The sequence below is a fragment of the Paenibacillus sp. LX16 genome (assembly GCF_036252815.1).
In the GTDB taxonomy this organism is placed as follows: domain Bacteria; phylum Bacillota; class Bacilli; order Paenibacillales; family Paenibacillaceae; genus Paenibacillus; species Paenibacillus polymyxa_B.
The window spans coordinates 294,605-318,003 of record NZ_CP141152.1; the positions used below are offsets into that span (position 1 = coordinate 294,605).

General features: G+C 46.8%; 22 protein-coding genes. 16 read left to right on the forward strand and 6 right to left on the reverse strand.

Features of this window, described 5'->3' with window-relative positions:
* Positions 1 to 47: 47 nt before the first annotated feature.
* Both T3H97_RS01265 and T3H97_RS01270 read right to left on the reverse strand, forming a co-directional pair.
* A complete protein-coding gene (locus tag T3H97_RS01265) occupies positions 48 to 977 on the reverse strand; it encodes a response regulator (protein WP_013308322.1) in 930 nt (309 codons plus the stop codon).
* A 5-nt stretch (positions 978 to 982) separates the two neighbouring features.
* Positions 983 to 2,287, reverse strand: a complete 1,305-nt coding sequence (locus tag T3H97_RS01270; RefSeq protein WP_328801461.1) for a sensor histidine kinase — start codon at positions 2,285 to 2,287, stop codon at positions 983 to 985.
* Between the two features lie 211 nt (positions 2,288 to 2,498).
* Between T3H97_RS01270 and T3H97_RS01275 the strand changes: the two genes are divergently transcribed.
* The 9 genes from T3H97_RS01275 (at position 2,499) to T3H97_RS01315 (ending at position 12,241) form a co-directional block, all read left to right on the forward strand.
* Positions 2,499 to 3,752 (forward strand): cation:dicarboxylate symporter family transporter, encoded by a 1,254-nt coding sequence (locus tag T3H97_RS01275; RefSeq protein WP_134904531.1) that lies wholly within the window; start codon positions 2,499 to 2,501, stop codon positions 3,750 to 3,752.
* Between the two features lie 257 nt (positions 3,753 to 4,009).
* Complete coding sequence (locus tag T3H97_RS01280) at positions 4,010 to 5,521, forward strand: methyl-accepting chemotaxis protein (RefSeq protein ID WP_025722082.1); 1,512 nt, start codon at positions 4,010 to 4,012, stop codon at positions 5,519 to 5,521.
* A 131-nt stretch (positions 5,522 to 5,652) separates the two neighbouring features.
* The gene (locus T3H97_RS01285) at positions 5,653 to 6,015 is read left to right on the forward strand and encodes a DUF1304 domain-containing protein (RefSeq protein ID WP_025722081.1); all 363 of its coding nucleotides are present in this window, start codon (positions 5,653 to 5,655) and stop codon (positions 6,013 to 6,015) included.
* A gap of 157 nt (positions 6,016 to 6,172) precedes the next feature.
* Positions 6,173 to 7,792, forward strand: coding sequence for an ABC transporter substrate-binding protein (locus T3H97_RS01290; RefSeq protein ID WP_328801462.1), 1,620 nt, complete (start codon positions 6,173 to 6,175; stop codon positions 7,790 to 7,792).
* 72 nt (positions 7,793 to 7,864) lie between these two features.
* Complete coding sequence (locus T3H97_RS01295) at positions 7,865 to 8,815, forward strand: ABC transporter permease (protein ID WP_023986565.1); 951 nt, start codon at positions 7,865 to 7,867, stop codon at positions 8,813 to 8,815.
* A gap of 4 nt (positions 8,816 to 8,819) precedes the next feature.
* Positions 8,820 to 9,665 (forward strand): ABC transporter permease, encoded by an 846-nt coding sequence (locus T3H97_RS01300; RefSeq protein WP_254327273.1) that lies wholly within the window; start codon positions 8,820 to 8,822, stop codon positions 9,663 to 9,665.
* A gap of 75 nt (positions 9,666 to 9,740) precedes the next feature.
* A complete protein-coding gene (locus T3H97_RS01305; protein ID WP_328801463.1) occupies positions 9,741 to 10,778 on the forward strand; it encodes an ABC transporter ATP-binding protein in 1,038 nt (345 codons plus the stop codon).
* A complete protein-coding gene (locus T3H97_RS01310; protein ID WP_328801464.1) occupies positions 10,771 to 11,733 on the forward strand; it encodes an ABC transporter ATP-binding protein in 963 nt (320 codons plus the stop codon). The genes T3H97_RS01305 and T3H97_RS01310 overlap by 8 nt, the downstream gene beginning before the upstream one ends.
* A gap of 49 nt (positions 11,734 to 11,782) precedes the next feature.
* Complete coding sequence (locus T3H97_RS01315) at positions 11,783 to 12,241, forward strand: hypothetical protein (RefSeq protein ID WP_328801465.1); 459 nt, start codon at positions 11,783 to 11,785, stop codon at positions 12,239 to 12,241.
* A gap of 69 nt (positions 12,242 to 12,310) precedes the next feature.
* On the opposite strand, the gene T3H97_RS01320 is transcribed toward T3H97_RS01315, so the two are convergent.
* Positions 12,311 to 12,925, reverse strand: a complete 615-nt coding sequence (locus T3H97_RS01320) for a hypothetical protein (RefSeq protein WP_328801466.1) — start codon at positions 12,923 to 12,925, stop codon at positions 12,311 to 12,313.
* Complete coding sequence (locus T3H97_RS01325; RefSeq protein ID WP_328801467.1) at positions 12,918 to 13,793, reverse strand: hypothetical protein; 876 nt, start codon at positions 13,791 to 13,793, stop codon at positions 12,918 to 12,920. Before T3H97_RS01325 ends, T3H97_RS01320 begins: the two co-directional genes overlap by 8 nt.
* A gap of 118 nt (positions 13,794 to 13,911) precedes the next feature.
* On the opposite strand from T3H97_RS01325, the gene T3H97_RS01330 reads away from it, so the two are divergent.
* From T3H97_RS01330 to T3H97_RS01350, 5 genes are all read left to right on the forward strand, one after another.
* A complete protein-coding gene (locus T3H97_RS01330) occupies positions 13,912 to 14,955 on the forward strand; it encodes an iron ABC transporter permease (RefSeq protein WP_328801468.1) in 1,044 nt (347 codons plus the stop codon).
* A 119-nt stretch (positions 14,956 to 15,074) separates the two neighbouring features.
* Positions 15,075 to 15,632, forward strand: a complete 558-nt coding sequence (locus T3H97_RS01335; RefSeq protein WP_328801469.1) for a GNAT family N-acetyltransferase — start codon at positions 15,075 to 15,077, stop codon at positions 15,630 to 15,632.
* A 253-nt stretch (positions 15,633 to 15,885) separates the two neighbouring features.
* Entirely contained in the window at positions 15,886 to 17,184 is a 1,299-nt protein-coding gene (locus T3H97_RS01340) for an ABC transporter substrate-binding protein (protein WP_328801470.1), read from the forward strand.
* A 38-nt stretch (positions 17,185 to 17,222) separates the two neighbouring features.
* A complete protein-coding gene (locus T3H97_RS01345) occupies positions 17,223 to 18,095 on the forward strand; it encodes a carbohydrate ABC transporter permease (protein ID WP_274483597.1) in 873 nt (290 codons plus the stop codon).
* Positions 18,085 to 18,915, forward strand: coding sequence for a carbohydrate ABC transporter permease (locus T3H97_RS01350; protein ID WP_250242020.1), 831 nt, complete (start codon positions 18,085 to 18,087; stop codon positions 18,913 to 18,915). The genes T3H97_RS01345 and T3H97_RS01350 overlap by 11 nt, the downstream gene beginning before the upstream one ends.
* Positions 18,916 to 18,923: 8 nt before the next feature.
* Here the strand turns inward: T3H97_RS01350 and T3H97_RS01355 are convergent, their stop codons facing one another.
* Positions 18,924 to 19,760: a helix-turn-helix transcriptional regulator gene (locus T3H97_RS01355; RefSeq protein WP_328801471.1), complete on the reverse strand. Its 837-nt coding sequence runs from the start codon at positions 19,758 to 19,760 to the stop codon at positions 18,924 to 18,926.
* Between the two features lie 138 nt (positions 19,761 to 19,898).
* On the opposite strand from T3H97_RS01355, the gene T3H97_RS01360 reads away from it, so the two are divergent.
* Positions 19,899 to 21,185, forward strand: a complete 1,287-nt coding sequence (locus tag T3H97_RS01360; protein ID WP_328801472.1) for a Gfo/Idh/MocA family protein — start codon at positions 19,899 to 19,901, stop codon at positions 21,183 to 21,185.
* A gap of 111 nt (positions 21,186 to 21,296) precedes the next feature.
* On the opposite strand, the gene T3H97_RS01365 is transcribed toward T3H97_RS01360, so the two are convergent.
* A complete protein-coding gene (locus tag T3H97_RS01365; RefSeq protein WP_328801473.1) occupies positions 21,297 to 22,136 on the reverse strand; it encodes a carbonic anhydrase in 840 nt (279 codons plus the stop codon).
* 220 nt (positions 22,137 to 22,356) lie between these two features.
* On the opposite strand from T3H97_RS01365, the gene adhP reads away from it, so the two are divergent.
* A complete protein-coding gene (gene adhP, locus T3H97_RS01370) occupies positions 22,357 to 23,373 on the forward strand; it encodes an alcohol dehydrogenase AdhP (RefSeq protein ID WP_250242032.1) in 1,017 nt (338 codons plus the stop codon).
* Positions 23,374 to 23,399: the final 26 nt, after the last annotated feature.

The following is a 23,399-nucleotide window of genomic DNA, read 5'->3' on the forward strand; positions in this document are numbered from 1 at the left end:
TTTATCTCCAAGTAATAGATACATGGGGATATGCAGGTGCTTTTCTTTTAATGTAATAACCGTTTTGCTTCCATATAGAGCACCTGTACGAACTTTTTCGTATTAATGCGGGCTTGGGACAGTGAAGGCTCCACATTGTTTTGCAGCTCCAGCATTTTTTTGCGAATTTCTGTAAAATCAAAAAATTTGGATGCATAATTCTCAAATTTAGGATGGGTATAGTCAGTCAATCCGAGCGATACTATATGGCTTAGTGTCTGGAAAATAGCGCGGCGGACACGCTGCTCCGATGCTTTGATTTCCTTACTCAGCTCTACTGCTGAGGCTGAAGCCCCTAGCCGTTTGGACGCTACATTAGCAAATATATCCTTCAACGGCGGGAACAGATAGGGAGATAGATTGCCTGTTTCCTCCTCATACTGGTCAAGAAATTCCAGCATGTCCAGTAAATCCATACTCCCGGCTTCGCCGATCATTCCCATTTCGGAGAGCAGAAACTGCCCGGAAGTTACGATGTTTCTGGTCGGTTCAATCGTTGCCGTTGGATTATTCGATGTGAACATCGACAACCCTTGAAGCGTGCGTTGGATATCCGTAATCGATTGCTGCATGCGCAGACGCTCAGCCACTTTATGAATAACTGCAATAATCTCCAGTCGATTCAAAGGCTTGGCCACATAATATTCAATACCGAGCGAGTATGCCTCGCCGATCATGTTTTTGGATTCGATGCGAGAAATCATAATGATTTTGCCGCTGAATTGATCGCCGAGTGCACGCACGGTCTGAATGCCATCACGAAGCGGCATTAGCAAGTCAATCAGCAATACATCAATCCGGTTCAGCTCCAGCAGGCCGCTATTCACGTAGGAACCATCCTCTGCTTCCCCGATGACTTCCCCTAGACCTTCGTCTTCAATAATATCTGCCAGCATAGAACGAATTCCCTGATCGTCATCCACAATATAAAAACGCATCCGGGCTATCTTCCTTTCTCCGTCAGTTTCCGTAAAGGCAATGTAATTCTAAAAGTGGTCTGTAATCTATCTGTATTTTCTTCTTCATCCTGTTGCAGTTCAATCGTTCCTTCAAGGCTCTCCGCGACCTCACGTACATAAAACAATCCCATACCGGTCGACGGCTGCCCCTCCTCATCATACTTGGTCGTATACCCTGGTGTGAAGACCATTTCCCGTTTCCGCTGAGGAATACCCGGACCGTTGTCGGTAACGCTAAAGGAAGCTATATCCTCTTTTCCCGGTAGACAGCGAATGGAAACGTCAATCCTTCCGTTGTCCTTCATTGCTTCAACCGCATTGGCTGTCAGGTTATTAATAAGTGTCAAAACGGTATACACATGCAGCTTGGGTAACAATGGATCGACATCTAGGGTAAAACGAATAGACTTGTCCAACGATTGGGCGTATTTGCTGTTCGTTCGGATGATTAGCTCCCCGAGCTCTTGAGAAGCCATGTAATGTACTCCGCTTTCGGCATCAATCAGCTTGGACAAACCAGCAAAGATCCGCTGGCTGTCTTTTTTAATCTCGTGAACCTGTCCGGAAATACGAAGTGCCTGTCTGGCGTAATGTTCTCTATCCTTCAGAGATTCATCCTGTTGCAGCTCACGGTACAGCTCGTAGCTTTCACGAGTGATTTGTTCTGCATGTGATAGTGTTTTGCCTAACTGGACCGACTCCTCATACAAGTCCGATACGAGGAGTAAAACTCGCTCCGTCTGCTGCCTTTGTGCCTCTTCATGCTGGACCGATTGATTTAACCGAATCATATTATAAAACCCAAGTACGAAGAAGCTACGGATCATAGCCATGAAAGCTACTTTGCTAATCTTAATGATGTCCCAAAAATCGCCGTCAATGCTCCACCGGACGCTAAGTTCCGATACACTTGCGGCAACCTCAATCCCTACAGAGAGGATGCCCACGCGGAGTGCGCGGTAAGGCTCAGCATTAATGTTAAGGACCTGGAAGAGCAGACCGTAGACCATGTAATAAAAAAAGGTAGGGCCGTGCAATGTCAGCAACTCTTCAAAGGGAAGGCCGGGCTGAGTGTAATGATTGAGTAAGATGCGAAAGGCGACTACCGCTATCCCTGCAAGCACTCCCGATAATGCAGGTGGAATATGACGAATAGATAACAGAAAGAAAAAAAATACAGGCGTACCAAAGCTGAGACGGAATGTATTAGCGAACGGGTGAATATTCAGCTCACCTGCGAGCGGTACAAATACAAGCATGAGCAGGAAAAGGAGCGTATTCAACTTCATCCATATTCACCTCCTGGGTATTCAGTCAGAAAGACAATGTGAGCTAAATTCACAGGCTCGCCGTTAAAGTTTGTGAATTTATAGAAAAAAATAAATGCAGCTGTAGATAATTGTCGTTTTTTATAGATCAGATTGTAGTATAAATAACATCATTTGAATATTAAGAACAGCATACTGCAAAAATATACAAATCAGCCAGGGGGGACACGAAATGAAAAAGATTAATTTGACGATGCAAATCTTTATCGGTCTGGCTTTAGGTATTATTATTGGTGCCTTATTTTACGGCAATTCAGGGGTGGAAGTCTACTTAAAGCCAATCGGTGATATTTTCATTCGATTGATCAAGATGATTGTCGTGCCTATTGTGATCTCAACACTCATTATCGGCGTTGCCGGCGTGGGCGATATGAAGAAACTGGGTAAACTAGGCGGAAAGTCTATTCTGTACTTTGAGATTGTAACGACAATCGCCATCCTTTTCGGACTGCTCGTTGCCAATCTGGTTCGACCTGGTGACGGCGTGGACATGTCCCACCTGGCGAAGAGTGATATCCATTCTTATGTGGAGACTGCAGAGAAGTCAGGCCATAGCTTTATAGATACGATTGTGCATATTGTTCCTACCAATGTTATTCAAGCCCTGGGCGAGGGGGATATGCTGGCTATTATATTCTTCTCCGTACTGTTTGGACTAGGGGTAGCGGCGATTGGTGACAAAGGCAAGCCTGTGCTGAATTTCTTTGAAGGCGTAGCCGACGCCATGTTCTGGGTAACCAATCAGGTCATGCGCCTGGCTCCGTTCGGAGTATTTGCACTGATTGGAACGACAGTGGCCAAGTTTGGATTGGCCTCGTTATGGCCTTTATTGAAGCTTGTTTTGTCGGTGTACGGCTCCATGATACTGTTCATTGTGATTGTTTTTGGTATTATTGCCAAGCTTTGCGGTACCCGTCTCTGGACCATGGTTAAAATATTGAAAAGTGAGCTGTTGCTTGCATATTCGACGGCCAGTTCGGAAAGTGTACTGCCTAAGATCATGGAGAAGATGGAGAAGTTTGGATGTCCTAAAGGAATTACTTCCTTTGTCATTCCGATTGGGTATTCTTTTAATCTGGACGGTTCCACCCTGTATCAGGCACTGGCTGCGATTTTCATTGCCCAGATGTATGGCATTGACCTGCCAATCACGACACAGATCACACTGGTACTAGTACTGATTATTTCCTCCAAAGGTATTGCAGGTGTGCCAGGTGCTTCCTTTGTCGTTTTGCTCGCTACACTTGGAGCAGTGAACCTCCCGCTGGAGGGGTTGGCTTTTATCGCTGGTATAGATCGTATTCTGGATATGGCGCGTACGGTAGTTAATGTATTAGGTAACTCGCTTGCCGCTGTGGTCATGTCCAAATGGGAAGGCCAATATGATAAAGAAAAGGGCGAGGAATACGTTGCTTCAATTAAATAAGATATAACGAACTGAATAGTTGACAGAAAGAGCACTTTTGCGCAGTAATGCAAAGGTGCTCTTTCTGTTTCCAGACTTGTTAGAATCTTTCCTTTTTCGACATTTTTCGATGTTTATTGTATGAATATATAGGTATATGGACGTAAAAATGATTCTTATTACCTAGATAATTGTAGATTTATTTATAATGATTCTTAATAAAATTCCGATATTAAACTATATCGTTTTATATATTGGCTTAGAAGGGAAGAGCATATATGTTTCTTAAAAAAAATGAGACCCACTCACTTGCTCCTTTAGTAGAAGAAAGCCGCAAACTTTCACAAAGAATACAGCAGAAGGATTATTCTGCCGCAATACAAGTTTCATCCAAATCTTCCGAGGTTCAAGAAATCGCAAACAATGTCAACCAAGCGCTTGAGTCCATGAAAAATGATGCTCAACATGTTGACATTCGTCTGAAGCTTGTTACCAAAGCTATAGAGATTGGCTTATGGGACATGGAGGTGGTTGCGGGTGATCCCGTCAATCCAAGTAATACGTTCACATGGTCAGAAGAATTTCGTGCTATGCTGGGGTATCAGAGCGAAAAGGACTTCCCCAATGTATTAAACAGCTGGGGATCCCGGCTGCACCCCGAAGATCATGACAGGTCAATGGCGGCTTTGTCAGATCATTTGCTGGATTTTACGGGAAAGACGCCTTATGACGTACAGTATCGTTTGAAGCTGAAGCATGGAGAATACCGCTGGTTCCGGGCTACCGGAACGACGATCCGCGATCAGCAGGGAGTGCCGCTTCGAATTGCGGGCGCTCTGTTGGATGTGCACGATCAGAAGATTAAGTCCGAGGAGCTTCAGGCTCTAGTTACAAGATTTGATCTCATCAATCGTGTTTTAGTGGAGGCTCCATATGATGTCATTCTGGCTGATGGAGACATTGAGAACCCGGATAATATATTTTGGTGGTCCCAGCAATTCCGCCACATCTTGGGCTTTAAGGATGAGCAGGACTTCCCGAGTGTACTAAGCAGTTGGAGCTCGCGTATACATCCTGACGATGCCGAGCATGCGTTTAAGGCTGTAGTTGATCATTTAAATGACTATTCAGATCGTACGCCATATGACATGGTGTGTCGCTTGCAAAGTAAAAATGGCGAATATCGCTGGTATCAAAACAGTGGAAGAAGCTTACGCGATAGCAAGGGAGTGCCTATTCGTATTGCCGGGACCATTCGTGATATCACAGTGGAAAAGGAAAAGCAGGCTGTGGCGGATGAGCTTACGCTCAAAATCCAGCATCTCTCCGATTCCATTACGGAAATGGTGAACGGTGTTAACTCGGTTAGTAATCAGGCGCAGGAGCTGGCTACGGCTCAGGAGCAATCGACAGAGGCAGCAAATCAAGCCAAAGTCAGTGCAGAAGAGACTCAAAACATTTCCAACTTCATTAAAGAGATTGCGAATCAAACGAATCTACTGGGTCTGAATGCTGCCATTGAGGCATCGCGTGCGGGCGAGCAGGGGCGGGGTTTTGCGGTAGTCGCAGACGAAGTGAGAAAACTTGCCATTCACAGTGCTGATGCGACCGGAAATATCGAGACCAGTCTGGACGAAATGAAGACACTCATCGAGCGGATTTTGCACAATATCGGTAACATGTCTACGCTGACACAAACACAAGCCGCGCTAACGCAGCAAGTGAATGCATCTACGGACGAGATCAACAGTATGTCCAAAGCTTTGTTGGATTTTGCGAGAACGATGTAAGGCATCATGTAGAAATGAGGCCGGGCCATAGGCTCGGTCTCTTTACTGTTTTTGGAAGATGAACTATACTTTTTGAGGATCGATCTAAAAATCACCTCATAGTAACTTTATGTGGAAAAGAGGAACATACCTTGAGCTTACTTAGTTCAATATTGGTCGGAATTGTAGCTCTGGAGCATGTGTACATTCTAATATTGGAAATGTTTCTGTGGACGACTCCGCGGGCAATGCGTACGTTTGGCACCTCGAAAGAGCTGGCGGAAGCAAGCAAATCCTTGGCTGCAAATCAGGGGCTGTACAACGGCTTTTTGGCAGCAGGATTGGTGTGGGGCTTGTTCTATCCAGATACTGTGATCGGGCGGCAAATCCAATTATTCTTTGTCATTTGTGTGGTAGTGGCTGCGGTGTATGGTGCATTGACTGCCAATAAGTCAATTTTATTAAAGCAAGGCCTGCCTGCCATCCTGGCACTGATCAGTTTGTGGATACTCTGAAGACACCCTTAACGGGTGCCTTTTTTCTAGATTCGATCACATAATGTCTGGAATGCTAATGACAAGGGGAATAAACAGTTTTTGACCGATTGTAAATCCGACTATTCCGATTTATAATAAATTTATTACATACTAAGTGGACACGGGGGCTAGAGCGATGCGTCGTAATTTGACTGGTGTATTGGTATTTATTGTATTGATGTTGGTTGTAAGTGCATGCTCCGGCGGGAATTCTGGATCTACGTCTGAGACGAATGGGAATACATCCAGTACAGCTACCACAACAGCTGATAACGGACAGCCTAAAGATGGCGGCAGCCTGATCATTGGCGTACAAGCTGATCCGGTGGTGCTGAATCCGAACTATGCGGGTGATCGGGTAAGTCTGACGATAGACCAGGCGATATTCGCACCATTATTTCAAGTAAACAATGGCAAAAAGACATTTTATTTGGCGGACAGTCTGACTCCTTCAGCAGACAAGCTGACTTATACACTAAAACTGAAAAAAAATCTGACTTGGCATGATGGCGAGAAGCTGACAGCTGACGATGTTGTTTTCACCATTAACAAAATTTTGGATGAGAAGCAGCACAGCTTTTTGAGAAGTAATTTTATGGTTAATGGAAAACCGGTTCAGGCGAGCAAGGTTGATGATACAACGGTGGATTTCAAGCTTCCTCAGCCAGCTCCTGCTTTTGAGGCAGCACTGGTACAGGTATCCCCGATTCCGAAGCACATTTTCGAGAATGAAGCGGATATTGAGAAAAGTACAAAAAACAACTCTCCGGTTGGATCAGGTCCTTTCAAATTTAAAGAGTACAAAACCGGTGAGTACGTTACACTCGAACGGTTCGATAACTATGTTGGCGGAAAGCCGCATCTGGATTCAGTAACATACCGGATTGTTAAAGATTCAAATGCTGCGAATTTGGCCCTTCAAAATGGTGAGATCAATGTAAACTATCTCGATCCGCAAAATGTAGAGACCATTAAAGCAACAGATAAGTTTGACATTTTCCCTTACAGCGAAGGTCGCTTGGCTTATCTGATGTTTAATGAAAACAGTGATACGAAGCAGTTGAACAAAAAAGAAGTGCGTCAGGCGCTTTCTTATGCATTGAATCAGGATGAATTGATTCAGGTATCCTATGGCTCCAAGGATTATGCAGATACTGCGAAATCGGCTCTGACACAGGATGTACTGTATCATACGAACGACGTTGCATTTTTCAATAATGATGTGAACAAGGCAAAAGAGCTGCTGAAATCGGCTGGCGCTGAAGGACTGAAGCTGCGCATTATCATTCCGGGCGGCAACAAGGTACAGGAAGCACAAGCGCTCTATATCCAGCAGAAGTTCAAAGATATTGGCGTTCAGCTGGACGTGAACAGCATGGATTCCTCGGCATGGTCGCAAAAATTCGTCGATACGAATGCCAAGGACTTCGATCTGGCGATCAGCGGCTATATCATGGGGTATGACCCTGACGCGTATCGTATTTTGTATAGCACCGGATCGTCCTCCAACTATTCGCATTATTCAAATAAAGAAGTGGATAAGCTGCTGGAAGAGGGCGCGGGTGAGTCGGATACGACTAAACGTGGAGCAATTTATAAAAAGGTACAAGAGCTGCTGGCTGAGGATGCTGTCATCTACCCGATTGCTTACACCAAGACTATTGTAGCTTTCGACAAGCAGTATGGTGGTATTGATCAGGCTGTGTTAAAGCCGGTCGTGATTTTCGAGGATTTGTCCAAAATTTATCACAAATAAGACAGGGTTTTCAAAAATAAGCTGGGCTAACCAGCTTATTTTTTTCGAAAACAGCAAGGGGAAGGGAAACGTATGAGACAACTCATCGCCAGAAGGTTGCTGCAAGTTATACCGATGCTATTTTTTGTGTCCATCGTCTGCTTCGGCTTGATCAAGCTGGCTCCAGGTGATCCGGTTCTCTCTTTTGTTACACCGAATATGCATCTGGAAGACATTGAACGAATGAGGCATAGCTTGGGGCTGGACCAGCCCGCTTATGTCCAGTACATATTATGGCTTAAAAAGAGCCTGACGGGTGATCTCGGCTACTCGCTAATTAATCACCAGCCTGTGCTGGATCAGATTCTCGATCGTCTCCCGGCTACAGCTGGGTTGATGGGTGCATCCATCATACTGGCTGTGCTAATTGCAATTCCACTCGGTTTGACGGCTGCGGCTAATCGGAATCGCTGGATCGACAAGCTCATTAATCTGATGTCGTACATTGGGATTTCTGTTCCGCTGTTTTGGCTCGGTATTTTACTTATTTATTTGTTTGCGATTTATCTGCATTGGCTTCCGAGTACAGGAATGCGTACCATCGGTACGGACTCGGTGCTAGATGTAATCAAGCATGGGATTTTACCATGTTTTGTACTGGCCTTCGGCTTTCTGTCTGTGTATGTGAGGTACATCCGTTCCAGCACGATTACGCAGCTCAAGGAAGAGTATGTGCAGATTCAATACGCGTTCGGATCTGGAAAAAGACTGGTTTTGTTTCGACATGTGCTTAAGCATGTGCTGTTGCCCATCATTACGCTGCTCGGAATGTCGGTTGCGGACCTGGTGGCTGGAGCCATTGTGACGGAGACGGTATTTTCCTGGCCGGGCATTGGCTCGCTGGGCATGACGGCGGTAAAAGGGATGGATTATCCCGTCATCATGGGGATTACTTTATTTTCCGCTCTGCTGCTGATCCTGGGTAATCTGCTTGCAGATATCTTGTATAGCATCGCGGACCCGAGAATTAAATCAACGAGGTGAATTCATGAATCGGAGCAAATGGCGCAACATCGGGATCGAGCTGATGACGAGCAAAATGGGCGCCGTCGCCCTCATACTATTGATCGTATTCTCGCTGGGGGCGATTTTCGCATTTTTATCGCCACAGGACCCGAATAAGTTGAACGTGCTGGAGCGTCTCCAACCACCGGGAGCGGCACACTGGTTTGGGACGGATGATTATGGGCGGGACTATTTTACAAGAGCACTGTACGGCGGACGTGTATCATTGCTGGTAGGCTTCGCGTCCATGATTATTGCGACTAGTATCGGTGCAGTGGTAGGGGTTGTGAGCGGGTATTTTGGAGGATGGATCGACAATCTGCTTATGCGGGTTTTGGAGCTGATCATGTCAATTCCGTCTTTCTTGGTTATTTTGCTGCTGAGTGTGTTTTTGAAGCCGGGCGTCGGCAATATCATTGTCATTATCGCACTGCTCATGTGGATGAACATTGCCCGTGTGGTTCGTGCAGAGACAATGACGTTGCGCGAACGGGAGTATGTACTATACGCCAAAGCCTCGGGACAAAGCACGTTTGGTATTATTATGAAGCATATCGTACCGAATCTGATTCCGGTAATTATCGTAGGGGCGACGAACAATATCGCTTCAGCGATTATGATGGAATCGTCACTGAGCTTCCTCGGCTTTGGTGTTCAGCTGCCGAATGCTACGTGGGGCAGTATGCTGAATAATGCCCAAGGATATATTGCACAGGCCCCATATATGGCATTATTCCCAGGTCTACTTATTTTACTGACTGTGTTGAGCTTTAATGTTTTGGGGGATGTGCTGCGTGTAGGTTTTGAACCCAAATTAGTAAAACGATGATTCATAGTTTCATAGATTCATAGTACAGGCCCATTACAAATGGCTCCAGGAGCGATAGGAAGGAGCGAAAACACAATGACAGAACATCTACTGTCCGTCGAACAGCTGGAGGTCTCCTTTTTCACTCGTGAAGGGGAAAATCAGGCAGTTCGAGGGGTTAGTTTTCATATTGATGCTGGAGAAACGGTAGGAATCGTAGGAGAATCCGGCAGCGGCAAAAGTGTTACAGCGAAAGCGATCATGTCGATGATTGCCCCGCCGGGCAAGCGGTTGAACGGCGATATCCGTTATCGGGGACAAAGTCTGACCGCTCTGACGGAAAAGCAATGGCGCAAAATACGCGGAAACCAGATAGCGATGGTCTTTCAGGACCCGATGACCTCACTGAATCCGGTCAAAAAGGTTGGCTATCACCTGGTTGAGGTGATCCGCAGACATCGAGGACTGAGCAAGGAAGCGGCTACGCAAGCAGCTGTAGAACTGCTGCGACAAGTAGGCATTACCGAGCCGGAGCGCCGAATGAACCAATACCCGCATCAATTCAGCGGCGGGATGCGCCAGCGGGTGATGATTGCCATGGCGCTCTCGTGCAGCCCGGAGCTGCTGATTGCAGATGAGCCGACTACAGCGCTGGACGTGACGATTCAGGCGCAAATCTTGGAGTTGCTCAAGACGCTGAAGCAGCAATCCGACATGTCGATTGCTCTAATTACCCATGATCTGGGCGTCGTCGCCCAGGTGTGCAGCCGTGTCATCGTCATGTACGGCGGTATGGTGATGGAGGAGGGGCGCGTGGACGATCTCTTTTATCGTCCGGGCCACCCGTATACGCAGGGTCTGCTGCGTTCTGTGCCCCAGCGCACGAACGGCTTCCGCGAGCGGCTGGTGCCGATTGAGGGCACGCCGCCAGACCTGCTGAACCCGCCATCGGGCTGTCCGTTCATGGAACGGTGCCCGCATGCGTTTGCCCGCTGTGTGGAGCGGCCACCGATGGTGGAGCTGCGCCCGGATCAGCGAGCAGCCTGCTGGTTGAACGAGCCGGATGCAGTGCCTGCTGAAGTCTACGAGACGCCCGAAGCGGGCCAAGCGGAAGGGGGGAATAACGGTGAGTGAAGCAAACGATGTATTGGGTGAGCATCAGCCCTTGGTAGAGGTACACCAGCTTAAGAAGCATTTTGTGACCGCAAAGGATTTGTTAGGGCGTAGCTCTGAGGTGCTCAAGGCGGTGGATGGCGTGAGCTTTCAAATCAAGCGTGGCGAGACGTTCGGACTGGTCGGTGAGTCAGGTAGTGGGAAATCAACGGTTGGACGCTGTCTGACTCGATTATATGATTATACAGAAGGTACGGTACGCTTTGACGGTCAGGATATTTCCAAGCTGAACGACAAACAGCTCAAGCCGCTGCGTCGGCGCATTCAGAGCATTTTTCAGGACCCATATTCCTCTCTTAATCCGGGTATGAACGTGCTTGACCTGATCGGTGAGCCGATGGATATTCACAGATTGCATCAGGGGAGTGAGCGTAAGGATGCTGTAGTGGCTTTGCTTGAAAAGGTAGGGCTGAAGCGAGAGCATCTGTACCGCTATTCGCATGAATTTAGCGGCGGACAACGCCAGCGGATTTCCATCGCTCGTGCCCTGTCTGTGAACCCCGAGTTCATCGTCTGTGACGAGCCGATTTCGGCACTCGATGTGTCCATTCAGGCGCAGGTCATTAACACGCTGGAGGATCTCCAGCAGGAGTTCGGGCTGACGTACCTGTTCATCGCCCATGACTTGTCGATGGTGCGGCATATTTCAGACCGAATCGGTGTGATGTACCATGGCCGACTGGTAGAAGTAGCCGATGCAGATGAGTTGTATGAGCAGCCCGCTCACCCTTATACGCAGGCGCTGTTGTCCTCTATCCCTGTGCCTGATCCGAGAGCGGTCGGAGAGCGAGGGGGACTGGGAGAAGGCATGGCCCAACCAGACGGTTCATTAGTATGGGACAAGGATAACAACAGTACAACCGAGCTGAGAGAAATCAGTCCCGGCCATTATGTAGCGTACCCGGTTAACCATTAGGGTTAAGATCGGTTGTACGATGTGCATGACCCAAAGGAGGTAAAAAACGATGACTGAATCGACGACGAAAAGAGTACGTATTTCCCAATGGGACGCGCTCTTGCTGGAATCATTACGCTCTTTAGGCTGGTCCCAAGAGGAATTAATCCGTCGGGTGCAGCAAAATGAGCTGCCAACGGACGGACCATCCGATTTTGATTATACAGAGCTTGTCACCGGGCTGGCGTCCAAAGAGCCGGAGGTGTTTGTCAGCGCGGTAACGGACGGATATCAGATCAAGTACAATACGATCCGGGGCATTCGTTCGTGGATTGCCGTTGCGTTCGGGCGGGAGCCTGAGCTGTCCTTGGAGGAAGGAAGCGAAGCCGTTACATCCGAACTGACGAAGGCTGAGTATGATCGGCTGGAGAGAGTGCTGTCGTTAGGATGGTTCATCCAGGAAGTACGTCCCGCCGCTGGCGAGACTTCAGGATTATACCGAATTGTACCTGCTGCACAGACAAATTAAATATTGTTTATGGAGTAAGACGCTTTACCGAAAATTGAAACGAGCTGACCGTGAAGGCCAGCTCGTTTTTTAATGCAATCCTTCTTCATCTTTTTTATTCAGCATGACCAGACTATTGTGAATGACCCGTGTTATGCAGTAAAAGAAGGCCATTCTGGTGGTTTGCATGATAGCTCCCAGCAACATGGACATCGACTCCATATGGGAAAAATGTATGATAAGAATCCGGTTAATAATCCCTTCACCAAACCAGACAAAATATAGCGGAACAATCATCTTTTGAATATAACGGGCTTTGCGCTCCAATTCGGGGTGGAGCGCAAAGTACCTATAAATATGGGTGAATGTATTGGAGAATCCCCACAAGTTAATAAAAGGAATCATGCGAGTAATGGCTCCCACGGTACGAATCGGATAATCGGAATGCTTTTGCCGGATGGCTTTATGTACTTGAACTAGCCAGATCAGATAGGTTACAAAACACAAGTAGTACAGCACAAAGCTAAAAACTGTAAATTTTTGCTCCAGCTCGTATAGATGATCATAATAAAAATCATTTGCGTAGATATACACTAATGTAAAAATAAGGATGAGGAATTCGCCTATAGTGCCCACTGCTAGTAAGGCTTGATGTACGCTGCCAGCTGTCTTGGATGGGAATGCTTTGGAATCTGGATCATTCAAGATGTACTTCCTCCCAATCTAGTTGCTTCAAATACACGATAGCATCCTCCAGTGTTTCTACGGGGATAATGCGTAACTTGAGTCCATGCTCCTTTTGAACTCGGGCAGCCTCTGCTTCGTTGCCTTCCTCACCGTACCATTCATAATCTGCCGGTACGAAGAATAGATCAACCTTTGCGGCCTCGGCTCCCAGCAGCTTTTGCTCCAGCCCACCGACCGATCCGACATCTCCGTATTCTTCCATCGTGCCAGAGCCAGCGATTTTGTGACGTCCGCCATCTGAAAAGTCGATGTTATTGGCTTCCTCATACAGTCCGATGCCTGTCATCAGACCCAAGGAATTTCCCGAAAGATCCTGCAAATGAGTCAATAGCTCCGCATAGCGAGCATCCTCCAATTGGCTAAGATTCGAGAACGTCGCCGTAGCCTCAGTTGTGTCGCTGTCTACGCTTAATTCCGTTGCTGCATGTACCGCTTGCATGGCAGAATATTTTAGCGTGTCCGTCTCTGTGAGGTCCTTCAAATAAGAGTCCACTTCATCAGGAGCAAGGGGTTCAAATGTAATCGCTCCCCCGGATACATTTTCACTGGAATATAGATTCCAACGCTCCAGGAGATTATTAGCAATACCCGTTTGAACAGACGCAAAAAACACGCTTCCCTGAACGCCAAGATCTTTGACCGGATGCATTTCTCCTTGCAAAATATACTGTGCAGGCATAGGCCGTGTTCCAATAAAGGCAGCGATAGCCGGGATCAGCAGCAGCGCGAAGATGAGTATACGTTCTTTGTTTATGCCAAATATCTTTTTGAGGAGATATGGATTACGGCTTGGCACCTCATTCACAACCTTTCCATCTTTTCTCATACGGATATCATCGGTTGAAATGATTAGAAAGGTTACATTTTTCACCATAAATGACCGATAAGAGTATAGTGATATTTATATTTTATGGTAAATGAGGAAAGGGGATCTTTTAAATCTGATGAGTGAACAAGAAATACATGTGGGTGAACGTGGAGGTGGGACGATTGCTGCTGAACCGAACGCAGCTCCACCACGTCCACAAAGAATTGTTTTGACCTTGGTTGCAGGATTTATTTTATTGATCCTTGGTTTGTTTCTGTCGCTAATCACAGGTATATTTCCTATCAGCTATGCAGAGGTATTGGAAGTGTTGTTTTCTTCAAATCCCAATCCTATGCTTGTGGAAGTTGTATACCATACTCGTATGCCATTTTCATTGGATATGTTGTTGCTTGGGGGATGTCTGGCCGTTACAGGAACTCTTTTACAATTACGAACAGCTAATCGCTTTGCATCACCAACCTTAACCGGACTTATGCCTGGGGCAATGGTAGGGCTATGTGTTGTCCTTTTACTTGGGATGGACATAGACTCTTTTGGTAGTATGGCTCTTTGTATTGCAGGAGCGGTATTTGGGGGATTCATTGTATTTACATTGAATAAAATCCGTTTCATTCGAGGACGGTCTGCGGGAGTTCATTTATTCATGATTGGTTTCATTATTGATGTTGTCCTTCATTCAGCGTCAGGATTTATTATGTTACTTGGAGAATATGGAGGATACCAGCAAGAGTGGGCAATCTCTCAGGGAGGTTGGGGAATAAGAGAAGGATCATTCACGTTTTGGCTTGCATTGCTTACAATTCTCGTTGTGTGCTCTGTCTTTGCATTCCCCAAGCAGCTTAGTCCGCTATACATTCCCTTCGCGATTGTGTTGACCGCCGTTACTGTGTGGGCATGTGGTACCATCGGATATATAGGACTTATTGTGCCTTATTTCATGCGTTGTATGATCGGAAACCGTCCACGGCTTCTCATTTTGGGCTCCGTCTTTTGGGGGGGAGGTCTGTTAATGCTGGCCAAAGTTATTTCCGCTAAAATCAACGAGCCGGTTGGGTTTCCCGTAACCCCGGTGCTGGCCTGTATCGGCATACCCTTTTTGATCTTTTTGGTGTGGATAGAATGGAAAAGAAGCTCTCTGCTTGAAAGCAGTAGATTTTGAACGAGAAAACTTTTCCCAGAACACTGGACTGTTATCATAGGTGCTCTGCCAGATCATCAGACGCTCATTTTTTATGCTATATTTTATACATAAGGAAAATTTGAGAGTTGAGGTGCAGCATGACATCAATGACTATTGTCGAATCATCCGTCAAACCAGGATTAATGGCTTTTCAGGCAAGCACTGAAGATCAGGCTGAGGTTCAGGAGTTAATTTTAAAGACGGCCAGATGGCTGCACAGCAAAGGCTCTACGCAATGGGGACGCTTATTAAAAGGAAAAGATGATCACAACCTAGGCGGCGCTATTGCACGCGGAGAAGTGGTTATTTTTCGAGCATCAGAGGATCATGGCTTGGCAGGCGCAGTGATCTTGCAGCAGCAGCCCAGTGCATGGGACCGTAAGTTGTGGGGACTAGACGAAACGGATTCTGAAGGAGGAACCTCAGTATATCTGCATCGTTTGGTTGTGGATCGCGATAGCACCGGGAAAGGGCTAGGCCGTGAGGTGATGCAATGGATTGAACGAGGTATCCACTTCACAGGCAAGGATCGAATCCGTTTAGACTGTATTGCGGGAAATGACAAGCTTAGCGAGTTTTACAGACAATGCGGTTATACGTATATAGGCGAAACGAACGGCTATAATATTTTTGAAAAGATGCTAATAAAGATTTAGAAAGTTGAATTATAGCTCAAGGAATACGAAAGAAGGAAGCAGGTGATCTGCATCCTTCTTTTTTTTGTTGTGGAGTCTTTACTTTCTCTTGGTTGGTGTCATATCAGAGCCCCCCAAAAGAAAAAAATTTATATAAAAATGAAAATGGGGATATCGTGTCTCCCCCTCCTACATATGATGATAGGGAAAGTTTTGTAAGCGCTTCAAAAAAAGGGTGACATACAACCATGCGAAGCTACAGGAGGCGGTTAAGGTGGACAATTACATGAGCTGGATAAAGATTGGATTTTTCCTCAGCGTTCTGTTTTTACTTGCAGCGGCATGCAGTACATCTCCCAAAATAGAGAACACAGAAGGGCAAAAAGTGCGACTTACGATGCAGGCTTGGGGTAATCCTGCGGAGGTGAAGGTGTATCAGCGGGCGCTGGATGCATTTGAAAAGGAAAACCCAAATATCGAGGTTAAGCTGGTGCCTGTACCGGGAGATCAATATGAGCAAAAGCTGTTGACACAGCTTCAGGGAAGTCGCGGACCGGATGTGTTTTATTCGTATGAATCGACGATTGCGCGTTTGATCGGGGCGAAGCAGGTACAGCCTTTGGGTGATTTTTTAAAAAGTGATGCGAGTGATGTGAAGGCTGAGGATTTTCCGGAAGGATTGTGGGGACCGGCAAAGCGTGACGGGGAAATCTATGGGGTCACTCCCGACTCCAACCCGATGGTTATGTATTATAACAAAAAGGTATTTAAGGAAGCAGGCGTGAAGACGCCGCAAGAATACTATGACGAAGGCAAGTGGAATTGGGACGCCTTTGAGGAGGTTACATCCAAGCTGAAGGCAGCCGGAAAGCAGGGTTATATTGCGGAAAACTGGTGGGCTCACTGGTATTCATGGGTGTGGTCGAATGGCGGCCAGATCTTTGATGAACAAGGAAAATATGTGCTGGACCACAATGAAAAGGGCAAGGAAGCCTTCGGTTTTATGTACGATATGGTGAAAAAGGGAAATGCGGTATATCTCGGCTCGCTTCCCAAAGGGCAAGGGGCTGACGCGATGTTCATGTCCAATCAAGTCGGTATGCTGGCGGCGGGAAGATGGCTGGAACCCTTGTTTAGTCAAAATAAAAGCCTCGACTTCGATTATATCTACTGGCCATCTAATACCGGTAAGAATGAGCCCGTTGCCATTCCGGTTGCCTATGTAGCTGTAAACAAAAATAGTCCGCATGTGCAAGAGGCCATGAAGTTGGCAGCATTCTACGTCTCTGTGAAGGGGCAGGAGGCCCGGCTGGTTGAAGGCGGGAATGCCATGGGTACGCTTGCTGCCGCAGATAAGAGCATTATGAAAAAGGCGACAATTGAGCATTCAAGCTATTTGACTGAGGGACGTAACATAGGGCATGCTCATGGATCTGCACTGGCCTATGATGCTCAGGTGCCAGGGCTGAACTCGGATATCACGGAAACCATCGACCTGATGTTCCTGGGCAAGCAGGATGCTGCGGCAACCATTGAAAAGTTGAATCAGATCATATCCAAGGCGGTCAAGTAGGCACGGGATGGGCCGTGACCGGGGAGGAAGGTGACAAGATGCAGAAAAAGCATCAAGCGCTGTGGGGCTATCTATTCATTGGCCCCCAGTTTTTGGGTCTGTTATGTTTTTCGCTGTTGCCGTTGCTATATGCGCTTTACTTAAGCTTTGTAAACTGGGATGGATTTGGCGTCCCCTTGTTTGTCGGCTTGGACAATTTCAAGGGCCAATTATCTGATCCTGATTTTTGGAAGGCACTCATGAATACGATGTACTATATGGTGCTAGTCATCCCGGCGGGGATTATATTGGCTCTGCTCGTAGCCATCGTGCTCAACAAAGTGAAGGGCAAGGAAATCTATCGCTTGTTCTTTTTCATGCCCGTCGTAACCAGTTCGGTATCGGTTGGCGTCATCTGGATGTGGATACTGAACGGCGAGTTTGGCATTTTAAATCATCTGCTGCGAGCGATTGGGATTACAGGCCCGATGTGGCTTACTGATACGCAGTGGGTGATTCCGTCGATTGCGCTTTTGAGCGTATGGCTGGGACTGGGATATAATATGGTCATTTTTCTGGCAGGACTTCAGGGTATCTCCAAAAGCTATTACGAGGCAGCTGAAATTGACGGGGCCAGCAAGTTCCAGCAGCTAAGGTATATTACATTGCCGCTGTTGTCACCGACGACCTTTTTTGTGACCATCATGATGGTCATTAGTTCTTTTCAGGTGTTCGATCAGGCGTTTGTCATGACGAATGGAGGGCCAGCCAAAGCAAGCTATACGCTGGTGTACCACATTTACGATCAGGCGTTCATTGACTTCACAATGGGAGAAAGTGCTGCGGCTGCAATGATTTTGTTCGTGATCATTCTCGTATTTACATTGCTGCAATTTAAAATGCAAAAGAGGTGGGTGCACTATGGAGATTAGTTCCAGAGGTAGGGTATTCCTGCGCCATGTGCTGCTCGCTGTCGGCTCTTTAGTCATGTTTTTTCCATTCCTGTGGACTGTTCTCAGTTCCCTGAAGGATATTTCTCAAATTTTCGTCGTCCCGCCTCAATGGATTCCCGATCCGTTCGTATGGAGCAACTATCCGGCCTCGCTGGAGGCGATGCCCTTCGTCCAGGCGTACATGAACAGCTTTTACATTACGGCGATCATCGTGACAGCGACGCTGATTAGCGCGTCTATGGCGGCGTATGCTTTTGCTAAAATCCGGTTTCCGGGCTCGAATATACTGTTTATCTTGTTCCTCGCTACGATGATGGTACCCAAGCAGGTGACGATGATTCCGTTATATTTGGTGATGGACCGCATCGGTTGGCTGGATACGCATTGGTCGCTGATCGTGCCTGGAGCCTTGTTTAATGCATTTGCGGTGTTTCTGCTCCGCCAGTTTGTCATGGGTATTCCACGCGATCTGGAGGAAGCGGCAGTCATGGATGGGGCGGGCTACATTCGTATTTACTGGAGCGTCATTCTGCCACTCATTCGTCCGGCATTGGCGGCGATAGGGATTTTCACCTTTTTGGGTGCCTGGAACAGCTTTCTTGATCCGCTTATCTATCTCAACACACCGGAGAAATTCACGGTTCCGCTTTTACTTAACAATTTCAAAGGGTTATATACCGCCGATTGGTCACTGATGATGGCGGGTACCACCATTTCTGTCGTCCCGGTGCTGATCGTCTATATCATTGCCCAAAAGCAAATTATTGAAGGCATCACCTTGACGGGAATTAAGGGGTAGGGGCATCTCTACTCCTTTTTGTATTTTTTTCGGTACTGTAGCGGGGTGTGCCCGGTAAGATGCTTGAATACACGACCAAAGTGAGCGATGCTATCAAAACCCGTTTTTTCAGCAATGGAAGTCACTTTCCAGTTTGTTTCTCTCAAATATGCACGAGCCTGCTGGACCCGCACATCCTGAAGATATTCTACTAAAGTAAAACCTGTTGTCTGCTTGAAAATACGGCACAAATACGTGCTGCTAATATAAAAATGCTCAGCCAGCTGATCTAGCGACAGGCTCTCGGCATAATGAGCATGCAGATATGCAATGACCGAGTACACGCGCTGCTGCTTTTCGCTACGTTCCGGTGCAATGATATCGGCAGTGGCCGATTGTATGCGCCGGATGCGGATAAGGAGCTGGAGTAGCAAGCTCTGGAGATATAGCTGGCGGTAGGCATGTTCTTGGTGGTATTCATCCAGCATTTGCCGGAATAGATGCTCCAGCTCGCATTGTTCTTCCGCGGAGGGGCGAAGCAGAAAGCTTTTTTCTGGCAGAAGAAGCTGGTTCTGATCGCTGGAGGGAGAGACGGTCATTGACGAGGCTGCAAATTCTTCATCAAAGTTAATCAAAATCCGTTCATGGCTACCGCTACCCTTGTTACTCGTACGGTGAAAATCATGTTTGCTAATCCAAATCAGATCGCCTTTCTGGAGCGCATATACCCGCTGATTAATGTAATAGTAGCGCTCTCCTGCCAGCAAATAATAGATTTCGTGCGCTTGGTGGACATGGTCGGCGGACATGCTGAATGGCACCTTCCGCAACGCTTGCTCGATGGCAAAACGGGGTGTAGCGATCATATCGATAGTCTCCTTTAATGAAAGAATGCATGAGGATAATATATGTATACTTTACGGGAAAAATCATAATAAAAGCGAAGATTTTGCTCTTTCTTATACTATAAAATAAAAGCAATTCATGTAAAGGGTGTGAACCAATTGGCTAAAATCAAATATGCACTTGTGGGTACCGGAGGAAGAGCCGAATTTTTTTACGGTGAAGTTGTTACCGTTTTCAAAGATACCTCGGAGCTGATCGCTTTCTGTGACGTCAATCAGACGAGAATGGATTATGCCAATCGGCTGCTGCAGGAGAAATACGAGCATGAGCCGATTCCGACCTATAAAGCTCACGAGTTTGATCGGATGATCGCGGAGACGCAGCCGGATATCGTCATTGTCACGACCATTGACCGGGTGCATCATCGGTATATTATCCGGGCGATGGAGCTGGGCTGTGATGTCATTTCTGAGAAGCCGATGACGGTGGATGAAGATAAATGCCAAGACATTTTGGATGCCATAGACCGCACGGGACGGAAGCTGCGCGTCACCTTTAACTACCGCTATGCGCCGCATAATACGAAAATCCGTGAGCTGATCATGGACGGAACGCTCGGAGAGGTGCTGTCAGTCAATTTCGAATGGCTGCTGAATACACAGCATGGCGCGGATTATTTCCGTCGGTGGCACCGGGACAAGCGCAATAGCGGCGGTCTGCTGGTGCATAAATCGACGCATCATTTTGATCTGATGAACTTCTGGCTTGGCTCGAAACCGGAGACGGTGTATGCGATGGGAGATCTGAAATTTTACGGCCGGGAAAATGCGGAGCAGCGTGGCGTGACGGAGTTTTATCAACGGGCTTACGGCAGCAAGGCAGCGGAAAATGACCCCTTTGCGCTACACCTGGACCGTAACGAGCATCTAAAAAGCATGTATCTGGACGCTGAGCATGAGGATGGCTATGTGCGGGATCAAAGTGTATTTGGCGACAATATCAGCATTGAAGATACGCTGAGTGTCATGGTGAAGTATCAGAACAAGACGGTGATGAACTATTCGCTGAATGCTTACATGCCTTGGGAGGGCTTTATCATCGTATTTAACGGCACGAAGGGACGGATGGAGGTTCGGGTATCCGAGCAATCCTATGTTAATTCCGGTGGCAGCAAGGCAGATGAGGGTGCGCTAAAAGAGAAGACCATCACCATCTATCCCCACTTTGCAGCGCCTTATGAAGTCGAAGTGGAGGAAGGCGTTGGTGGTCATGGCGGAGGAGATCCAGTTATGCTGCGTGATATTTTTGATAAGCCGGCAGAGGATCGGTTTCATCGTGCGGCCTCACATATCGACGGTGCATGGTCCATTTTAACAGGCATCGCCGCCAACCGCTCTATGCGTACAGGTCAACCGGTGAAGGTGGAGGAACTGGTGCGCTTGTAATGAGCAGTAAATTTAATACCGAAAAGCCCCCTCTAACTAGATGAATAGAGGGGGCTTTTCGGTTGTATTTATATAAAGAATGCACCTTACATCTTACGGCACTTTATTTTATTATTTATCGGCAGTCAGTTCCCGGGTTCCCAGTTGTTGTACAGGACGATGGTTATCGGGGAAAATGGCAGCAAACTGGTTGATTTGGTCTGCGGACATTTCAATAGGCTGCTCCAGCACTGTCCAATTTACATGTTCTGTGCATGGCGGGGTAGTCAGCGATCCGTTGTAGCGAACGGAGTGCAGGTCTTTTGGCAGCAGCGCAGCGAGATTTATTTCTTTATCTAGAGCCGCCGCTTCTTGGGAATTATCCTTTGGTAGTTTGGACCAAATGCGGTTGAAAGCCTTGTTTTCTTTGCCGCTTTGGATAAGAACCCCTAAGACAGCTGTGCTTCCGTTGTCGCTTTGATGGACAAAATGAAGCTCCATTTCAGCATTTTTACCATCTATTTGGTGTTCGCTCGGGTGATGGAAATGAAACTGCTTTAAAGTGAATTTAGTACCGTCCAGCATGATGCTATTGCTGGCATCGGCAACATTGATTTGCACAGTGTGCCCATTATTCAAAATGGATGCTTTCGTATTGGTGTAATGAACTTGCAGCGGGTGCTGCGTTTGCGATGCTTCCAAATGGGTATGCTCTATATTGACAGGAGATTGTTCGTGGCCGTTACCACAAGCAACAAAATCTTTTTCCAGCTCTCCCCAATGTTCCGGTCCCTGGTCTCCTTCATAGGACCAGTGCGGGCCTTTCTGAACAACTGCTTGAGCGTTATTAACTGATGAGGATGAAGTGCTGGGGGTACTAGAAATGGCGGGCTGTGAATTGCATCCTGTTACCGACACAACCAAGATAATGGCAAATATGCTGAACAGGCAACCTTTCCAGTTTTTTTTCATGTTTCTTTATCCTTCTTCCAAAATAGAGTATGTGAAACTTTTTACATTGTAAATTATTGTACAAAGTTCCTACAAGGGTCCAAGGACTTAGAAAGAAACGTTTTTCGATTAAATAGTTTAAGTTAGATTTATTATGTTTGTCCTTTTTGGGCAAAAATTACTATAATATTGGAGTGTGCATTACAAAATAATTCCATATTTATTTAAAGGAGAGATCTACATGAAAGCAGCAATTGTTACAAAAGACAAGAAAGTTAGTGTAGAAGAGAAACCTTTACGCTCCCTGAAGCATGGGGAAGCGTTAGTCCAAGTTGAATACTGCGGAGTTTGCCACACAGATTTACATGTAAAAAATGCAGATTTCGGTGATGTCACAGGCAGAGTTCTGGGGCATGAAGGTATTGGGAAAGTCATTGAATTAGGTGAAGGAGTAACCAGTCTTAAGATTGGCGATCGCGTAAGTATTGCCTGGATGTTCCAAAGCTGTGGTCACTGCGAATATTGCTTAACTGGGCGGGAAACGCTGTGTCGTGAAGTGAAGAATGCCGGATACACGGTAGACGGTGCAATGGCAGAGCAATGTATTGTCACAGCTGACTACGCGGTCAAAGTACCAGATAGTCTTGACCCCGCCGCTGCAAGCAGTGTGACTTGCGCAGGGGTTACAACATATAAAGCAGTTAAAGTAAGTGAAATCAAACCAGGACAATGGATCGGTATCTTCGGCATTGGCGGCTTGGGTAACCTGGCTGTACAATACGCCAAAAATGTATTCAATGCTAAAGTTGTAGCCTTTGACATCAGTGATGAAAAACTAGAACTGGCCAAACAAATTGGTGCTGACTATATCGTTAACAGCATGAAAGAAGATCCGGTCGCTCGAGCCAAGGAGTTAACAAACGGTGCTGGTCTGGATGCAACCGTGGTTACTGCTGTTGCCAAAACGCCTTTCAACCAGGCCATCGACGTTGTGAAGGCTGGTGCGCGTGTCGTAGCTGTAGGTCTTCCAACCGATAAAATGGATCTGGATATTCCGCGTCTGGTTCTGGACGGCATTCAAGTGATCGGCTCCTTGGTCGGCACTCGTGAAGACCTTAAAGAAGCGTTCCAGTTCGCTGCAGAAGGTAAAGTCGTCCCTCTTGTACAAAAACGCCCGCTTGAAGACATTAATGAGATCTTCGAGGAGATGGAGCAAGGCAAAATCCAAGGACGTATGGTCATTGATTTCACAAAATAAAATAATGTCCTATTCGTAGCTCTTGG

What these genes read in the sequence shown, in the direction of transcription:
- T3H97_RS01265 (WP_013308322.1), bottom strand. Translation starts at nt 977, where the DNA reads ATGCGTTTTTATATTGTGGATGACGATCAGGGAATTCGTTCTATGCTG.
- T3H97_RS01270 (WP_328801461.1), bottom strand. Translation starts at nt 2,287, where the DNA reads ATGAAGTTGAATACGCTCCTTTTCCTGCTCATGCTTGTATTTGTACCG.
- T3H97_RS01275 (WP_134904531.1), top strand. Translation starts at nt 2,499, where the DNA reads ATGAAAAAGATTAATTTGACGATGCAAATCTTTATCGGTCTGGCTTTA.
- T3H97_RS01280 (WP_025722082.1), top strand. Translation starts at nt 4,010, where the DNA reads ATGTTTCTTAAAAAAAATGAGACCCACTCACTTGCTCCTTTAGTAGAA.
- T3H97_RS01290 (WP_328801462.1), top strand. Translation starts at nt 6,173, where the DNA reads ATGCGTCGTAATTTGACTGGTGTATTGGTATTTATTGTATTGATGTTG.
- T3H97_RS01295 (WP_023986565.1), top strand. Translation starts at nt 7,865, where the DNA reads ATGAGACAACTCATCGCCAGAAGGTTGCTGCAAGTTATACCGATGCTA.
- T3H97_RS01300 (WP_254327273.1), top strand. Translation starts at nt 8,820, where the DNA reads ATGAATCGGAGCAAATGGCGCAACATCGGGATCGAGCTGATGACGAGC.
- T3H97_RS01305 (WP_328801463.1), top strand. Translation starts at nt 9,741, where the DNA reads ATGACAGAACATCTACTGTCCGTCGAACAGCTGGAGGTCTCCTTTTTC.
- T3H97_RS01315 (WP_328801465.1), top strand. Translation starts at nt 11,783, where the DNA reads ATGACTGAATCGACGACGAAAAGAGTACGTATTTCCCAATGGGACGCG.
- T3H97_RS01325 (WP_328801467.1), bottom strand. Translation starts at nt 13,793, where the DNA reads ATGAGAAAAGATGGAAAGGTTGTGAATGAGGTGCCAAGCCGTAATCCA.
- T3H97_RS01330 (WP_328801468.1), top strand. Translation starts at nt 13,912, where the DNA reads ATGAGTGAACAAGAAATACATGTGGGTGAACGTGGAGGTGGGACGATT.
- T3H97_RS01335 (WP_328801469.1), top strand. Translation starts at nt 15,075, where the DNA reads ATGACATCAATGACTATTGTCGAATCATCCGTCAAACCAGGATTAATG.
- T3H97_RS01345 (WP_274483597.1), top strand. Translation starts at nt 17,223, where the DNA reads ATGCAGAAAAAGCATCAAGCGCTGTGGGGCTATCTATTCATTGGCCCC.
- T3H97_RS01350 (WP_250242020.1), top strand. Translation starts at nt 18,085, where the DNA reads ATGGAGATTAGTTCCAGAGGTAGGGTATTCCTGCGCCATGTGCTGCTC.
- T3H97_RS01355 (WP_328801471.1), bottom strand. Translation starts at nt 19,760, where the DNA reads ATGATCGCTACACCCCGTTTTGCCATCGAGCAAGCGTTGCGGAAGGTG.
- T3H97_RS01365 (WP_328801473.1), bottom strand. Translation starts at nt 22,136, where the DNA reads ATGAAAAAAAACTGGAAAGGTTGCCTGTTCAGCATATTTGCCATTATC.
- adhP (WP_250242032.1), top strand. Translation starts at nt 22,357, where the DNA reads ATGAAAGCAGCAATTGTTACAAAAGACAAGAAAGTTAGTGTAGAAGAG.